We start from the raw sequence: 15,718 nt of genomic DNA, 5'->3' as shown, positions 1-15,718 counted from the left end.
TTACTTCACAATAGATTTTATTTCATCTATTATTTTATCAATATCTCTTTTTTCATCAACCGCTATAAATATTGTATCATTGCCAGTAATAATTCCAGCTATTCCTTTTATTTTTGCATTAGTAATAGCATGTCCACACACAGTTCCAGTATTAAGTATAGTTTTTACAATAATTAGATCATCGTTTCTTCTAATCGACAAAACTGCAGATCTAAATATCTTTATTAATCTCTCATTTAGAGAATCATGAACAGTATCAATTATAGAATATCTATAATCACCGTCTACCGTTTGAACTTTTGATATTCTAAGTTCTTTAATATCTCTTGATATTGTAGCTTGTGTAGCTCTTACACCTGATTTTTGCAGATATTCAGATAATTCTTCTTGAGTTTTAATTATATTTTCTTCAATTAAATCTAGAATTAATCTTTGTCTAGTGTATTTCTTCATACATCCTCCCTCAAAATTAAATTATTAATTAAATTTTTGAAATAAGTCATATTTAATGATTTTTCTAATTCTTTTATAATATTATTTAATTTATTAAGCTTATCATTGTATAATTTTATACCTTCTTTCTCTTTTAAAAAAGTCAGTATGGTAATTTTTCCAGAATCAGAATCATTATTATAATCTTTAATATCATCTCTTATTTGAAAGAATATACCAAATTCTTTTGCAAAATTATCAAGATATTCTAACTCATTTTCGCTTGCTCCACCTAATATTGCACCAGAACAAATTGACGCTCTGAAAAGATCTGAACACTTTCTTTCATACATTTCAAGTATTTCTTGTTTTGCTGTAAATTTATTGTCAATATCTATAACTTGCCCTTTAATCATACCATTCAATCCAGCAAGTTTAGAAAAAATAGACAAAACTTTAATTTTATTAGAAATATTTATAGGATTATTTTCTAAAAGAATATTATTGGAAATTATGTTAAATGATTCGCTTAAAAGAGAGTCACCTGTAAGAATTGCTTCTGCCTCTCCAAAAACAATGTGAAGAGTCTTTCTCCCTCTCCTATATTCATCATTATCCATAGAAGGAAGATCGTCATGAATTAAAGAATAATTATGAATTAATTCAATGGCAAGAGCAAAGTCTAAAACTTTATCAAAATCTTGTTTAAATAAGCAATATGATGCTAGTAGTAATTTTGGTCTTAATCTTTTTCCTGGAGCTTTTAAAGAATAATAAATTTCGTCATATAATATACTGTTTTTAATAGAATCTAAATATAAGGAAATCCTATCTTCAATTATTTTATTATAATTATTCAAATTTTATATCCTCATTTTCTATAAACTCATTACCTTCTAGTGTAAGTATTTTATTTTCAGCTTCATCTAAGATTTTTTTAAGATCAAAGTATATCTTATTGCCTTTTTCAAAAAGTTCTAAGCTTTCATTTAAACTAATATCCTCAGAAGATAATTTATTTGAAATATCTTCAAATTGTTGAAGTTTATTCTCAAAATCTTTCATCTTATAGTCCACTTTTCCCACCCTTTTCTATAATCCTAGCTCTGAAACTTCCATTTTTTAAAACAACATTTATTTCATCGTTTAAATTTATATCTTTAATATCTCTTATTATATTTTCGTCTAAGGTTATAAAAGCAAAGCCTTTATCAAACATATCCATATAATTGTTTTTATTTAATATATTATAGATATTACTTAACTGTCTCCTACTTTTATTAATTTTATTTTTTAAAGAATTAAATATTTTATTGTTTACTATTTGGGTATCTTTTTTTAAATCAATAATTTTATTCTTTGGGTTATATAATAGGATCTTATTATAAATATTGATTAATCCGAGCTTTTTGTTTTCTAAATTTTTAAAAATAATTTTTTTATTATGTTCAAATTGCCTATTAATATGAATTAAAATTTCATTAAAATCAGCAGTTGTGCTTAGTCCAGCATCAGTAGGAGTTAGCTTTGTAATGTCGGCTACAAGATCAGTAAGGCTGATATTCTCTTCATGACCAATAGCTGAAACTATCGGTGTTTTTGTTTTAAAAATTTGTCTTACAAGATTTTCGTCATTAAATATATTTAAATCTTCTAAAGAGCCTCCTCCTCTTGTTATTACAATATAATCTAGATTCTTTTCTTCTAATATATTTAATGCATTAATGATATCACTACAGGCTGATTTTCCTTGTACTCTTATTTTGCATAAATATATATCTATTCCCCTATACTTTTTGTTTAAAGATATAAGATAATCATTAATTGCAGCACCTTCAAGAGAAGTTACCAAGCCAATTTTACTTGGAAATTTTGTAATTTCTTTTTTATATTTTCTATCAAATAGTCCTTCATTCTCTAATTTATTTTTAAGTATTAAAAAGTTTTCAAATAAAGCTCCTAATCCTATTTCTTTTACATCAGAAACATACAATTGTAATTTGCTATTCCTAGAAAATACCCTAACTTGCCCCTTAACAATAATTTTTTTTCCATCTTCAAATTTAAATTCATTTTTAAGCTGACTTACAGGATAATAGCAAGAGATAATAGACATATTGTCTTTAAGATCAAAAAATATGTTGGCTCCAACTAGCCTAAAACCTGAAACTTCACCCTCAACTTCTAATTCCTGAAGAAGAAAATCTGATTTAATTATTTGATTTACATAAGATACTACTTGACTAACGTTAAAAGTCATCAGATTTTTCCTTTACGATAGTACCTAACAGGCCATTTACAAATCTATAACTATCTTCATAAGAATATTTTTTTGCTAAATCAACGGCTTCATTAATAGAAACACTAGTTGGGATATCATCCATAAAGAATATTTCATTAATTGAGTTTCTCAAAATAGATAAATCAACTTTAGAAATTCTTAATTTATCCCATCCTTTCAAATTCTTAGTTATTAGTTCATCAATAAAAGTTATATTTTTAATAACAGATAAAATAGAAGAACTAATATAAGAATATTCACTATCATCCTTATAAGAACTATAGGCTTCTAAGATGGAGGTAGAAAATTCATCTTTTATCTCCATCTCATAAAGTATCTTCATCACCAATTCTCTAGCTTGTTTTCGAGTCATTTACTAAATAATTCCAGCTACATAAATATTTACTTGATTGATTACTAAATCAGTCATTGTTTTGACTTTTTCAATTACTTGTGTTTGGATTTTTTCACAAACTTCAGTAATTATATAATTTTTATCTAAAATAACTGAAAGAGTAACAACTATTGAATTCTCATTATAATCAACTACAATTCCAGAGTTATCTTTATTTTTAATATTAATTAGTGTATTTGGACTATATCCAATAATACAATTCACGCCTTCAATCTCACTTACAGTTATTCCAATAATATTTGTAACTATGTCTTGAGATATTTTTATACTACCTTTAAATTCCATATATTTTCTCCTCCTTACATATAGATATTCTATCAAAAAATGAATAAATTTTCAATTAATTTTTATTTAAAAAATAATAATTAATATTTATAAATATATTTTTGTATAATTTAAAAAAAGATTGAAATTAAAACATTTTAATTAATAAAGCAATAAAAAAAAAGAGGTATCTATGATACCTCTAATAGTAGCATTTATTGTTCATCATTTTCCTCTTGATTTTCAGACTCATCTTCATCATAGAAATCATAATCATCATAATCATCATAATCCATGTCATCGTACTCATCATCATATTCATAGAATTCATCTTCAATTTCAGATAAATCCTCATCAATAAATGTAACATAATCTTCAAGTTCTTCTTGAGAGTCATATAAATCATCAATTTCTTCATACATTTCTTGTAGAACATCTATAAGTTTTACAAGAACTTTTCCTTCTTTAGATTCATTATCTAAGTCAAGGCCTTCTGCTAATCCCTTTAGATATGAAATTTTTTCAAATAAGTTTTCCATTTTAAATCCTCCTAGATTTTGTATTATACTCTTGATAAGTATTCATTAGTACGTGTATCTATTTTAATTTTATCTCCAATATTAACAAATAAAGGAACATTAATAACTGCTCCAGTTTCGACTGTAGCTGGTTTACTTGCACCAGTGGCAGTATTGCCTTTAACTCCTGGTTCTGTTTGAGTAACTTCTAGTTCAACAAAGTTTGGTGCAGCTACATCAAAAGGTTTATTGTTATATATTCTAATTGTAGCCATATCATTTTCTCTTAAATATTTAATTGCATCTTCAACATCTGTTGCATCAAGTGGAATTTGTTCATAAGTTTCTGTATCCATAAAATAATATAATTGTCCATCATTATATAAATATTGCATTTCCTTTGTCTCAATTCTTGCCACTTGATATCTATCGTTTGGATTAAATGTTAATTCTTTTGAACCTCCATTCATAACAGATTTAATAGTAGCCCTTACAAAGGCTGCTCCTTTTCCAGGCTTAACATGTTGGAAATCCAATATTTGATAAACATCTCCATCCATTTCAAAAGTAACGCCTTTTCTGAAGTCATTTGCTGATATCATTAATTATCCTCCTAAATTTATGCTCTATTCACCAATAATTTTATCATTAAATTTAATTTTTTACAATATATCATTAAGTTTAGTGATTAATTCTTCAGATGAACACAAAATTTGCTCTCCAGTTTGCATATTTTTAAAAGTTACTTTATTTTCTTTTAACTCTTCATCCCCTATTATAATAACATAAGGAATACCAAGTTTATTTGCATAATTTAGTTTTTTCTTAAATTTAACATCTTCAAAATAAATCTGAGCTTTATAATTATTTGATCTAAGTAAATTTAATATTTTAATTGGATATTCGTATGAAACTCCCATAGAAAAAATAATTAAATCTATATTATTATTTTTTTCATTATTTAGTAGACCTAATTCATTAAGAGAATAATAAAGCCTAGAAAGTCCTATAGAGATACCTACACCCGGAAGATTTCTCTCAATGAAATTACCTGATAGATTTTCATACCTTCCTCCTGAACATATACTTCCAATAGATTCAAATCCTTTAATAAAAGTTTCATAAACAGTACCAGTATAATAATCTAAGCCTCTAGTTATTGATAAATCTATTCTAATATACTCATTGTCTACGCCAAAAATTTTCATATATTTATAAACTTCTTTTAGCTCTTCAAGTCCTTGAACAAATTCTTCATTATCAATTTCAAGAGAATTTAAGTAGTCAATTATTTCTTCATTTTCTAAATCTTTGGAAACGAATTCAATTATGCTATCAGCTTTTTCGTTTGATTTAACAAGTTCTAAAAGATATGAATAAAAGTTCTCTTTAGTCATTTTCTTAACTTTATCAATAGCTCTTAAAACTTCATCATAATTTTCTATATCAAGTGATTTCATAAATCCATTAATAAGTTTACGATTATTTATATGAAAACTTATTTGGTCAAAATTCATATCTTTCAATATGGAAAGTATAACTCTAGGAATTTCAGCATCATTCTTAATATCTAGAGAATTGTCTCCTATTATATCAATATCTGCTTGATAAAATTCTTTAAATCTTCCTTTTTGGTTTCTTTCACCTCTAAATACTTTTGATATTTGATACCTTCTAAATGGAAACTCAAGTTCATGATAGTGCTCTGCAACGTATCTAGATAATGGAACTGTAAGATCAAATCTTAAAACCATATCTTTTGAAGAAGAGTCTATTTCATACATTTGCTTAGTTGTTTCACCATTTTCTTTAGCTAGTAATACTTCTTTTTTTTCTATCATTGGTGTATCTAGTGGAAAAAAACCATAGAATTTAAAATTTCTCTCAATTATTTCTTTTAAATTATCAAAAACTATTTGATCTCTAGGAAGTAATTCTAAAAATCCTGGTAGTATAGATGGTTTAACAATAGTCATATTTCCTCCTTAAACATATAATTCAAATATAAAATTTGAATAATGAAATTAATAAAGTAATGCTCTATTTATACATATATTATCATATAAAATAAAAAAATTAAAGAATTAGGATTTAATATATTGGAACAAATCCCCCAAAATCAACTATGTCGATATCTGGATAAATAGGCTCTAATTCATTCTTTTGTAAAATTGAGATTAAATTATCATAATAAGAAAGCTTTTTAATATTGCCAGAAAATAAAAATAATTTATCTGATAGCTGAATCCCAGACCCTCCTATAAATCCATAATTAAATCCTGGAAGTTTTATTTCTCCTTTGTTCACTAATAAAAATTTAATATTTTCTTTATTTAATATCTTTGTAATAGAATAGTCTTCTGTTATAACAATATTGTCATTAATATTTAAACAGCTACAATTTGAATAACCTTGTTTTGTAATTAATTTTTTAAAAGACATATTTTTCATTAGTTTATCAAGGATTTTAGAGCTTTTATCAGTATGTAAATAATATTTTTGAAACTTAAATACATTTAAAAATGAATCATTTGGATAGCTCTCGGAAAAATCTTCATTATCTCTTATTAATTGTAAATCATAATCTTTTAATAAATTTTCATACTTTAAAAATAAATTTTCTGCAATTAAAAAATTATTTTTTTTTAATTCGAAAATAGATATATCTGGATGATCCATGATATTTTTATTAACATTTAAATTATTGATACTAGGAATATACTTAATTCCTAAAGATTCAATAAGATATATTAGTTTTTTATCTAATTTATTTGAGCAAATTAATGCTTTTGGTAAATTTAAAAAATTATATTTCAAAATTATCTCCTTTTTACTTGACATAAGATATTATATAGTGTATATTATACAAGTAATTAAAAATTAATTTAATTTTAATATTTTTTTAATATTTGCGGAAGTGGCTCAGTGGTAGAGCATCGCCTTGCCAAGGCGAGGGTCGCGAGTTCGAATCTCGTCTTCCGCTCCATTAGGCGACATAGCCAAGCGGTAAGGCAGAGGTCTGCAACACCTTCACCCCCAGTTCAAATCTGGGTGTCGCCTCCATAGTACTCTTTAATGAGTACTTTTTTTATTTATAAATTATATTATTTAATATTGAATATATATAAAACTAAAACCCCTATTAAAAATAGGGGTTTTACTTCGCGTTATTTAAATTTTTTTATTATATTATAATTTAACAACGTTTGAAGCTTGAGGACCTTTTTCGCCTTCAGTGATTTCAAATTCAACTTCTTGTCCTTCGTCTAAAGTTCTGAATTCACCATTATCTTCTAAAGCTGAGTAGTGTACGAATACATCCTCTCCTTCTTCAGTTGAAATAAATCCATATCCTTTTGTTGCGTTAAACCATTTTACTGTTCCTTTTGTCATTTATAAACTACACTCCTTAAAAAACTTTTGTGACACTGTCACTTTTTTTACTATAACATAATAAAATGAATTTGTCAACAATGTTTATTCAAAAATGAAAATATAAGGAACATTTCTAAAATATTCACCATAATTTAACCCATATCCGACTACAAAATAATCCTCTATCTCAAAGCCTACATAGTCGGCCTCAATATTCTCAATCCTTCTAGATTTTTTATCTAATAATACAGAGGTTTTAATATTTTTGGGATTTTTACTTTCGATATGTTTTTTTACTTTTAATAGAGTCCTACCAGAATCTAATATATCATCAACAATTAATACGTTTTTATTTTCTACATTTGTTCTAATATCAGATAAAATATCAACTACTCCACTAGAATATTCATTATTATCATATGACGAAGTTGTAATGAAATCTATTATAATGTTTTCGCGAAGTTTTCTTACAAGGTCAGAGGCATAGATAAAGCCACCTCTTAAAAGTGCAATTACGACAAGATCATCGTATCCTAAATCTTTTTTAATAGATTTAGCAATTTCACTAATTCTTTTTTTAATAACTTCTTCACTAAACAGCACTTTACTTTTCACTTGTTCTTTTCTCCCTCAAATCTAAACTTTTTGAATCAAATTTTATTCTTCTAATTTCCATTAAAATTTTATTTAAAGTATATTGTATACTGATTAATACTAAAATAACGAAAAAGTATAATACAGGTTTTAAATTTTCCAATAGAACCTCCTATTTTCTTGATGTAATTTAAGAATTTCTCCAATAAAATATAGTGATCCAGTAAATATAGTTAATGAAGAACTATCTGATAGTTCAATTGCTTTAGTATAAGCATCATTAAGATTATTTATTATTTCATAATTTTTTATGTTATAGATTTCCTTTATTTTGTCCATATTTAAAGCTCTATCACAATCTATTCTGCTTATAATAACTTTACTAGACATATCAATAATTTGCTTTAAAGATTCGGAATACTCCTTATCAGCCATAGTCCCAATACATAAAATTATTTTATCATATTTAGCGGATTCTATAAAATTTAAAAGTTCTTTATAGGCATCTTCGTTATGAGCACCATCAGCTATAATTAATGGCTTATTATTCAAAATATTCATTCTTGCTGGTATTTCAATGTTAAAGGCTTTTTCACATTCATTTTCTTCGAAAGAAAAACCTATTTCCTTTAAAGCAATTAAACTTAAATAGCTATTATAAACTTGAAACTTAGATAAGCTTTTTAGATGATATTTTTTATCGCTATAAAAGACTTGAAAACCATCTACTAATTTTTGATATTTTATCTCATCCCTATTAATAAAAATTATTGAGCTGTTTTTTTCTTTAGCCTTATTGATAAATATGTCGTCAACATTTTTTTCATGCTTAAAGCTTGCAACTTTAGATTTATTTTTTATTATAAAAGATTTTTCGTAAGCAACCTCTTCTTTTGTTGATCCTAATCTACTTTTATGATCAATACCAATAGTAGTTATTATAGAAAGAATTGTATTTGAAACAATATTTGTTGGATCAATTCTTGCACCAATTCCAACTTCTATAACGGCAATATCAACTTTTTTATCTTTAAAATATAGAAAACTTACTATGGTTAATATTTCAAAATAAGTTAAATCTATATTTAAATTTTCCATTTTATCTTTTACAATTAAAATATATTTTGCCAAATCATCATCTGATATTTCTTTAGAAGAGACTTTAATCCTTTCATTTATTCTAATAATGTGAGGAGATGTAAACAGACCAACTTTTAGATTTTTTTGTATTAGAAGATTGTGAACAAAAGTGGATGTAGATCCCTTACCATTAGTACCTGTAACCTGAATTGATTTAAAACTATTCTGAGGATTGGAAAAAGATCTGAGAACCATAGAGATATTCTTTAAATCTCCATGGTTTCCATATCTTTGAGGGCTATCTAAAAAATTAATTGCATCTTTATAATTTTGATTTAACATTTTTAATACTTGCATCTATTTCATTAATTAATTTATTATATTTCTCTATTTTCTCTTTTTCTTCATCAATTAAATTTTGTGGAGCTTTACTTGTAAATCCTTTGTTATTTAATTTTCCTTCTGCTCTTTTAAGTTCTGATTCGGCTATATTTTTTTCTTTATATAGCCTTTCTAATTCTTTATCATAGTCTACGAGACCTTTTAGAGGAATATAAATTTTATAGTTTTCATTAACAATTTGAATACTGTCACCAGGATCATTTTTAACTCTTTCTATTGAGTCCACATTTGACATACTAGTTAAAATTCCTAAATTATTTTTAAATAGATTATAATAAATATCACTAGTATCTATCAATAAAGTTGATCTTTTTGATGGATGTATATTTAATTCATTTCTTCTATTTCTTATTTGAGTTATTACATCAATCAAGTTATCTAATTCAAAAATTTCTTCTGAATATTCATTATCAAAATTAATTTCTGGATAATTCTCATTAATAAGCATATCCTTTTTATTTGGCAAGAATGAATAGATTTCTTCACAAATAAATGGCATAATAGTGGATAGAACTTTTAAAATATTAGTTAAAACATATAAACTACATTCGCTAGCAGTTTTTTTATCAGTAGAATCTTCTGAAAATAATCTTTTCTTTATAATTTCTATATACCAATCACAAAAATAGTTCCATGTAAAATCATAAATTGTTGATGCTGCCATTGAAAATTCATATTTTTCCATATGATTTGAGAATTCTTTAGTCATTAAAGAAAGTTTACCTAAGATCCATTTATCTTCAGTCTTTAGATTTTCTAAATACAATTCACCTTTATAGTCCTGATTTGTGTGCATCAAAACAAACCTAGAAGCATTCCAAAGCTTATTTGCAAAATTCCTAGCAGATTCAACTCTTTCAATATAAAATCTCATATCATTTCCAGCAGTCATTCCATTAGTAAGCATAAATCTTAAAGCATCAGCTCCATATTTATCCATTACCTCTATTGGATCAATTCCATTATTTAGTGATTTAGACATCTTTCTTCCTTCGGAGTCTCTAACTAGTCCAGTTAAGAAAACATCTTTAAAAGGAATCTCGCCTGTATTATACAATGATGAAAAAACCATTCTTATAACCCAGAAAAATAAAATATCATATCCAGTAATTAATAAATCAGTTGGGAAAAATTCATTAAAGTCTTCTGTTTTTTCAGGCCAACCCATTGTAGAAAATGGCCAAAGTGCTGAAGAAAACCAAGTATCAAGAGTGTCTTCTTCTTGTTTAAATGAATCATTACAACACTCATCACACTTTTCTTTTGGATTTATTCCAACATAGATTTTACCGCACTTTGTACATGTATAAACGGGTATTCTATGTCCCCAATAAAGCTGTCTAGATATGCACCAATCTCTTATGTTTTCTAACCAATTTAAATAGGTTTTTTCAAATCTTTCAGGATAGAATTTAATTTTTTTTGTTTTTACAGCTTCTATCGCTGGTTTAGCGAGTTCATCCATTTTAAGAAACCATTGTTTAGAAATAAGAGGTTCTATAATAGTTTTACACCTACTACAATGTCCTACTGCATGAGATATATCTTCAATTTTCTCTAACTGACCAAGTTTATCTAAGTCTTTAATAATTTCTTTTCTAGCTTCATATCTATCCATGCCAGAATATTTACCATTTCCAGCTATGATTTTTGCATCTGTACCTATTACGATATTTTGACCAAGATTAGCTCTACTACCTACTTCAAAGTCATTTGGATCATGTGAGGGTGTAATTTTAACGACTCCTGTTCCATATTCCATATCAACATAACTATCTTCAATAATAGGAATAAGTTTATTTACTAATGGTAGAATTACATTTTTACCAACTAAATCCTTATATCTTTCGTCCTTTGGATTAACACTTACAGCAAGATCCCCAAGAAGAGTTTCAGGTCTTGTAGTTGCAATTAGAAGAAATTTATCTGAATTTTCTATCTTGTATTTTATATAATATAATTTTCCATTCTCATCTTCATGTTCTACTTCTATATCTGATACAGCTGTATTGCAGTGAGGACACCAATTTACTATTCTATCGCCTTTATAAATATAACCATCTTTATATAAATTAATAAAAAATGTTTCCACAGCTTTGGAAAGTTTTTCATCTAAAGTAAATCTTTCCCTAGACCAGTCTGGTGAAATACCAAGTCTTTCTAGTTGGGTTTTTATATTACCTCCATATTCTTTGGTCCATTTCCATGCTTCTTCTACAAATTCTTCTCTAGTTAGATCTTCTTTTTTTCTTCCTTCTGACTCAATTTTATTTTTAACTTTTGCTTCTGTTGCTATACTAGCATGATCTGTACCTGGAATCCACAAAACTTCATATCCTTTTAATCTTTTATATCTAGCCATAACATCTGGTAATGTATTATTTAGTGCATGCCCGATGTGTAAAATTCCTGTAACATTTGGGGGAGGCATAACCATAGAATAAGTCTTTTTTCCAGAATTATTATTTGCCTTAAAATATCCTCCTTCTTTCCAAATCTTATAAATTCTTTTTTCAAAAAGACTCGGATCATATACTTTTTCTAACTCTTTCACATTCTACTCCTTTTTAAATAATAAAAAAACTATTCGTATAGGACGAATAGTTATCGTGGTACCACCTAATTTCCGTAAAATAAATTACGCTTATTTAATATCTAGCTCATAAGCAACTTCAAATAGCTTGTTAGAAAATTTTCACCAACCATTTTCTCTCTAAATAACAGTTCTAATCTACTACTCTTAATCTTCGCCACTATTAAATTTAGTTTATTTTACTATACTTTCTTAAATCTGTCAATTTAATATTATTTTATTAATATTATTAGACCTATTAAAAAATCAATATTTAGTATATAATGTAATTAGTAAATTACTAAGGTGTGTGATAAATATGTATAATGTTATTGTAATTAGTGACTCACTTGGTGAAACTGCAGAACAGACAGCAAAAGCCGCACTTTCGCAGTTTGAAAATCTTGATTATAAAATTCAAAGATTTTCTCATATTTTAACTTTGGATCAACTTGAGAATATTATTTCTTCCGTTGAAGATTTTAATAACTCTATTTTTTTCTATTCCCTTGTAGATGAATTTCTATTAACATCAATTAAAAAAATTTTAGATTTGAAAAAAGCTAACTATATTGATGTTATGACTCCTTCTATTATTGCAATAGAAAGAATGTGTGGTATAAGTCCATCTATTAAGCCTGGAGCATTAAGAAAACTTGACGAAAACTATTTCAAGAGAGTTGAGGCAATTGAGTTTGCTGTAAGATTTGATGATGGAAAAGATTCAAGAGGTATCTTAAGAAGTGATTTGGTTATTGTAGGTGTATCTAGAACTTCTAAAACCCCCCTTTCAATGTACTTAGCTAATAAGAATTATCGGGTTTGCAATATTCCACTCGTTCCTGAAACTACACCACCAAAAGAACTTTTTGAAATTCCAAACTCTAAAATAATTGGACTCACAAATACTCCAGAAAACCTTAATAAAATTAGGGTTGAAAGATTAAAGTCTTTAGGTATTCCACAAGGTTCTTCTTATTCTGATCTTAATAGAATACTAGAAGAAATTGACTTTGCAATGGATATTATGCAAAAAATTGGTTGTCCTATAATAGACGTTTCTAACAGAGCTATAGAGGAAACAGCTGATATTATTATTAACTACCTTAAAAAACAACAAAAAAAATTTATTTAATTTAAAGGAGAACTAAAATGGCTAAAAAATATGTTTATTCATTTAAAGAAGGAAATAAGGATATGAGAAGCCTTCTTGGAGGAAAAGGTGCTAATCTTGCTGAGATGACAAATCTAAATTTAAATGTACCGAATGGGTTTACCGTTACTACTGAAGCATGTAACAGATTTTATGAAGAAAACGAAGAAATTTGGCAAGATTTAGAAAATGAAATAATTTCTCATTTACATGAACTAGAAAGTTCTACTGGAAAACAATTTGGATCTACTGAAAACCCACTACTAGTTTCCGTTAGAAGTGGAGCAGTACAATCTATGCCGGGTATGATGGATACAATACTGAACCTAGGTCTAAATGATAAATCTGTTATAGGCCTTGCAAATAAATCAAGCAATGAAAGATTTGCTTATGACAGTTATAGAAGATTTATTCAAATGTTCTCTGACGTAGCAATGGAGATTCCAAAAGCTTATTTTGATTCTGTTTTAGATTCTGTAAAAGAAGAAAATAACAGAGATAAAGATACTGAACTAACCGCAGATGAATTAAAAGAAATAGTTGAAAAATATAAAAAAGTTTATAAGAGAGAAATGAATGAGGACTTCCCTCAAGATCCTATAACTCAACTTAAACTTGCTACGAAGGCAGTTTTTAAATCATGGAACAATCAAAGAGCGAAAATATATAGAAAATTAAATAATATTGATGATAAACTTGGTACAGCAGTAAACATTCAATCTATGGTCTTTGGAAACATGGGAGAAAATTCTGGTACTGGGGTTGCTTTTTCTAGAAACCCAGCAACTGGAGATTCTAATGTTTTTGGTGAATATTTAATGAACGCACAAGGTGAAGATGTTGTAGCTGGAATTAGAACTCCAAAAGAAATTCATACTTTAAAAGAACAAATGCCAGAAGTTTACAAGGAATTTGAAGATACAATTAAAAGACTTGAAAGTCACTATAAAGATATGCAAGACCTTGAATTTACTATTGAAGAAGGAAAATTATTTATTTTACAAACTAGAAATGGTAAGAGAACTTCTTCTGCTGCTATTAATATTGCTGTTGACCTAGTAAATGAAGGCTTAATAAGTAAAGAAGAAGCTATTATGAGAGTTAGTCCAGATTCAATTTCTCAACTTCTACATCCTAATTTTGACCCAGAAGATATTAAAAAAAGCACACTTATATCAAAAGGTTTGGCAGCTTCTCCAGGTGCAGCTTCAGGTAAAATTTATTTTACATCAGAAAAGGCTAAGCTAGCAGCACAAAATGGTGAAAAAGTTGTTATTGTAAGACAAGAAACTTCTCCAGAAGACATCGAAGGAATGATTATTGCTGAAGGTATCTTAACATCCAGAGGAGGTATGACTTCACATGCAGCTGTAGTAGCTAGAGGAATGGGAAAATGTTGTGTAGCTGGGGCTAGTGAAGTTAAGGTTGACGAAGAAAATGAGGTTATGAGAGTTGATAGTAGAGAATATCATACTGGAGATATAATATCTATAGACGGTTCAACAGGTGAGATTTTTGAAGGTGAAGTTAAAAAGATTAATCCTACCCTATCAGGTAATTTTGAAATATTTATGAAATGGGTAGATGAAATTAAAAGATTAAAAATAAAAGCAAACGCCGATACTCCTCAAGACGCTACACAAGCCATTGAATTTGGTGCAGATGGAATTGGACTTTGTAGAACTGAGCATATGTTTTTTAAAGAAAATAGAATTATAGCTGTAAGAGAAATGATTATTGCTAAAAATATAATTGATAGAAAAAAAGCTCTTGATAAAATTATTCCATTCCAAAGAGATGACTTCTACAAAATGTTTAAAGCTTTAAATGGTCATTCATTTACTATTAGACTTTTAGACCCACCTCTTCATGAATTCATACCTCACAATGAAGAAGATATAAAAAAACTAGCTGAAGAATTAAATATTGATAAAAAAGTAATTCACGATACAATTATAGAGCTAGCAGAAGTTAATCCTATGCTAGGTCATAGAGGATTAAGGCTTGCAGTAACTTATCCAGAAATCTATCGTATGCAAGTTAGGGCTATTATGGAAGCAGCTATTAAATGCAAAAAAGAAGGAATTTCTGTTCATCCAGAAATTATGATTCCACTTTCTATAGACAGAGATGAATTAAACTTTGTAAAGAAAGAAATAATGGAAGAAATAAATATGGTTTTTGAAGAAAATAGCGAAAAAATAGATTACAAAGTAGGAACAATGATTGAAACACCAAGAGCAACAATTTTAGCTGGAGAAATTGCAAAAGTAGCTGATTTCTTTAGTTATGGTACTAATGACTTAACTCAAATGACTTATGGTTTTTCTAGAGATGATTCAGGTAAATTCATAAATGAATATATTAGAAAAGGTATATTTGAAAAAAGTCCATTTGAAACATTAGATATTAAAGGAATTGGATATTTAATAAAAATGTGTACTGAAAATGGAAGAGCTTCAAATCCTAACATACAAATAGGAGTCTGTGGAGAAACTGGAGGTGACCCTCAATCAATAAAATTCTACAACGAAATAAATCTTGATTATGTTTCATGCTCTCCTTACAGAGTTCCAATTGCAAGACTTGCAGCAGCTCAGGCTGAAATAGAAAGAAAAAAATAAATAAAATT

At 27.2% G+C, this 15,718-nt stretch carries 17 protein-coding genes, 2 tRNA genes and 1 other annotated feature; of the genes, 4 read left to right on the top strand and 15 right to left on the bottom strand.

Going from position 1 to position 15,718, the window contains the following annotated elements; translation table 11 throughout:
- The 10 genes from VLK81_RS06150 to VLK81_RS06105 form a co-directional block, all read right to left on the bottom strand.
- Positions 1 to 453: an arginine repressor gene (locus tag VLK81_RS06150; RefSeq protein WP_324619776.1), complete on the bottom strand. Its 453-nt coding sequence runs from the start codon at positions 451 to 453 to the stop codon at positions 1 to 3.
- Positions 450 to 1,292 (bottom strand): polyprenyl synthetase family protein, encoded by an 843-nt coding sequence (locus VLK81_RS06145; protein ID WP_324619775.1) that lies wholly within the window; start codon positions 1,290 to 1,292, stop codon positions 450 to 452. The genes VLK81_RS06150 and VLK81_RS06145 overlap by 4 nt, the downstream gene beginning before the upstream one ends.
- The gene (xseB, locus tag VLK81_RS06140; RefSeq protein ID WP_324619774.1) at positions 1,285 to 1,497 is read right to left on the bottom strand and encodes an exodeoxyribonuclease VII small subunit; all 213 of its coding nucleotides are present in this window, start codon (positions 1,495 to 1,497) and stop codon (positions 1,285 to 1,287) included. Before xseB ends, VLK81_RS06145 begins: the two co-directional genes overlap by 8 nt.
- A 1-nt stretch (position 1,498) precedes the next feature.
- The gene (gene xseA, locus VLK81_RS06135) at positions 1,499 to 2,692 is read right to left on the bottom strand and encodes an exodeoxyribonuclease VII large subunit (RefSeq protein ID WP_324619773.1); all 1,194 of its coding nucleotides are present in this window, start codon (positions 2,690 to 2,692) and stop codon (positions 1,499 to 1,501) included.
- Positions 2,682 to 3,086 carry a transcription antitermination factor NusB gene (nusB, locus tag VLK81_RS06130; protein ID WP_324619772.1) on the bottom strand — a complete coding sequence of 135 codons (405 nt, stop codon included), beginning with the start codon at positions 3,084 to 3,086 and terminating at the stop codon, positions 2,682 to 2,684. The genes xseA and nusB overlap by 11 nt, the downstream gene beginning before the upstream one ends.
- A 3-nt stretch (positions 3,087 to 3,089) precedes the next feature.
- Positions 3,090 to 3,413: an Asp23/Gls24 family envelope stress response protein gene (locus VLK81_RS06125; protein ID WP_324619771.1), complete on the bottom strand. Its 324-nt coding sequence runs from the start codon at positions 3,411 to 3,413 to the stop codon at positions 3,090 to 3,092.
- 194 nt (positions 3,414 to 3,607) lie between these two features.
- The gene (locus VLK81_RS06120) at positions 3,608 to 3,931 is read right to left on the bottom strand and encodes a CD1247 N-terminal domain-containing protein (RefSeq protein WP_324619770.1); all 324 of its coding nucleotides are present in this window, start codon (positions 3,929 to 3,931) and stop codon (positions 3,608 to 3,610) included.
- 23 nt (positions 3,932 to 3,954) lie between these two features.
- Positions 3,955 to 4,512: an elongation factor P gene (efp, locus tag VLK81_RS06115; protein WP_324619769.1), complete on the bottom strand. Its 558-nt coding sequence runs from the start codon at positions 4,510 to 4,512 to the stop codon at positions 3,955 to 3,957.
- A 60-nt stretch (positions 4,513 to 4,572) separates the two neighbouring features.
- Complete coding sequence (gene hisS, locus VLK81_RS06110) at positions 4,573 to 5,886, bottom strand: histidine--tRNA ligase (protein WP_324619768.1); 1,314 nt, start codon at positions 5,884 to 5,886, stop codon at positions 4,573 to 4,575.
- Between the two features lie 115 nt (positions 5,887 to 6,001).
- The gene (locus VLK81_RS06105) at positions 6,002 to 6,727 is read right to left on the bottom strand and encodes a DUF6873 family GME fold protein (protein WP_324619767.1); all 726 of its coding nucleotides are present in this window, start codon (positions 6,725 to 6,727) and stop codon (positions 6,002 to 6,004) included.
- A 94-nt stretch (positions 6,728 to 6,821) separates the two neighbouring features.
- Here VLK81_RS06105 and VLK81_RS06100 point away from each other — a divergent pair.
- Positions 6,822 to 6,896: transfer RNA gene (locus VLK81_RS06100), tRNA-Gly, on the top strand.
- A 3-nt stretch (positions 6,897 to 6,899) separates the two neighbouring features.
- A tRNA-Cys gene (locus VLK81_RS06095) sits at positions 6,900 to 6,973 on the top strand.
- 126 nt (positions 6,974 to 7,099) lie between these two features.
- On the opposite strand, the gene VLK81_RS06090 is transcribed toward VLK81_RS06095, so the two are convergent.
- From VLK81_RS06090 to VLK81_RS06070, 5 genes are all read right to left on the bottom strand, one after another.
- Complete coding sequence (locus tag VLK81_RS06090) at positions 7,100 to 7,303, bottom strand: cold-shock protein (RefSeq protein WP_324619766.1); 204 nt, start codon at positions 7,301 to 7,303, stop codon at positions 7,100 to 7,102.
- 84 nt (positions 7,304 to 7,387) lie between these two features.
- The gene (gene hpt / locus VLK81_RS06085) at positions 7,388 to 7,900 is read right to left on the bottom strand and encodes a hypoxanthine phosphoribosyltransferase (protein WP_324619765.1); all 513 of its coding nucleotides are present in this window, start codon (positions 7,898 to 7,900) and stop codon (positions 7,388 to 7,390) included.
- Positions 7,890 to 8,042, bottom strand: a complete 153-nt coding sequence (locus VLK81_RS06080) for a hypothetical protein (protein WP_324619764.1) — start codon at positions 8,040 to 8,042, stop codon at positions 7,890 to 7,892. The genes hpt and VLK81_RS06080 overlap by 11 nt, the downstream gene beginning before the upstream one ends.
- Positions 8,030 to 9,316 carry a bifunctional folylpolyglutamate synthase/dihydrofolate synthase gene (locus VLK81_RS06075; protein ID WP_324619763.1) on the bottom strand — a complete coding sequence of 429 codons (1,287 nt, stop codon included), beginning with the start codon at positions 9,314 to 9,316 and terminating at the stop codon, positions 8,030 to 8,032. Before VLK81_RS06075 ends, VLK81_RS06080 begins: the two co-directional genes overlap by 13 nt.
- Positions 9,282 to 11,915, bottom strand: coding sequence for a valine--tRNA ligase (locus tag VLK81_RS06070; protein WP_324619762.1), 2,634 nt, complete (start codon positions 11,913 to 11,915; stop codon positions 9,282 to 9,284). Before VLK81_RS06070 ends, VLK81_RS06075 begins: the two co-directional genes overlap by 35 nt.
- 35 nt (positions 11,916 to 11,950) lie before the next feature.
- Positions 11,951 to 12,118, bottom strand: a binding site (T-box leader).
- Between the two features lie 134 nt (positions 12,119 to 12,252).
- On the opposite strand from VLK81_RS06070, the gene VLK81_RS06065 reads away from it, so the two are divergent.
- A complete protein-coding gene (locus VLK81_RS06065; protein ID WP_324619761.1) occupies positions 12,253 to 13,068 on the top strand; it encodes a pyruvate, water dikinase regulatory protein in 816 nt (271 codons plus the stop codon).
- 17 nt (positions 13,069 to 13,085) lie between these two features.
- A complete protein-coding gene (ppdK, locus tag VLK81_RS06060) occupies positions 13,086 to 15,710 on the top strand; it encodes a pyruvate, phosphate dikinase (RefSeq protein ID WP_324619760.1) in 2,625 nt (874 codons plus the stop codon).
- Positions 15,711 to 15,718 lie beyond the last annotated feature (8 nt).

The sequence above is a fragment of the Citroniella saccharovorans genome (assembly GCF_035481615.1).
GTDB classification, from domain to species: Bacteria; Bacillota; Clostridia; order Tissierellales; family Peptoniphilaceae; genus Citroniella; species Citroniella saccharovorans.
The sequence above is the reverse complement of the archived record's forward strand: the minus strand, read 5'-3'. Positions and strand labels throughout refer to the sequence as shown.

What these genes read in the sequence shown, in the direction of transcription:
- VLK81_RS06125 (WP_324619771.1), bottom strand. Translation starts at nt 3,413, where the DNA reads ATGGAATTTAAAGGTAGTATAAAAATATCTCAAGACATAGTTACAAAT.
- xseA (WP_324619773.1), bottom strand. Translation starts at nt 2,692, where the DNA reads ATGACTTTTAACGTTAGTCAAGTAGTATCTTATGTAAATCAAATAATT.
- hisS (WP_324619768.1), bottom strand. Translation starts at nt 5,886, where the DNA reads ATGACTATTGTTAAACCATCTATACTACCAGGATTTTTAGAATTACTT.
- VLK81_RS06065 (WP_324619761.1), top strand. Translation starts at nt 12,253, where the DNA reads ATGTATAATGTTATTGTAATTAGTGACTCACTTGGTGAAACTGCAGAA.
- VLK81_RS06090 (WP_324619766.1), bottom strand. Translation starts at nt 7,303, where the DNA reads ATGACAAAAGGAACAGTAAAATGGTTTAACGCAACAAAAGGATATGGA.
- nusB (WP_324619772.1), bottom strand. Translation starts at nt 3,086, where the DNA reads ATGACTCGAAAACAAGCTAGAGAATTGGTGATGAAGATACTTTATGAG.
- VLK81_RS06150 (WP_324619776.1), bottom strand. Translation starts at nt 453, where the DNA reads ATGAAGAAATACACTAGACAAAGATTAATTCTAGATTTAATTGAAGAA.
- ppdK (WP_324619760.1), top strand. Translation starts at nt 13,086, where the DNA reads ATGGCTAAAAAATATGTTTATTCATTTAAAGAAGGAAATAAGGATATG.
- VLK81_RS06075 (WP_324619763.1), bottom strand. Translation starts at nt 9,316, where the DNA reads ATGCAAGTATTAAAAATGTTAAATCAAAATTATAAAGATGCAATTAAT.
- efp (WP_324619769.1), bottom strand. Translation starts at nt 4,512, where the DNA reads ATGATATCAGCAAATGACTTCAGAAAAGGCGTTACTTTTGAAATGGAT.
- VLK81_RS06120 (WP_324619770.1), bottom strand. Translation starts at nt 3,931, where the DNA reads ATGGAAAACTTATTTGAAAAAATTTCATATCTAAAGGGATTAGCAGAA.
- xseB (WP_324619774.1), bottom strand. Translation starts at nt 1,497, where the DNA reads ATGAAAGATTTTGAGAATAAACTTCAACAATTTGAAGATATTTCAAAT.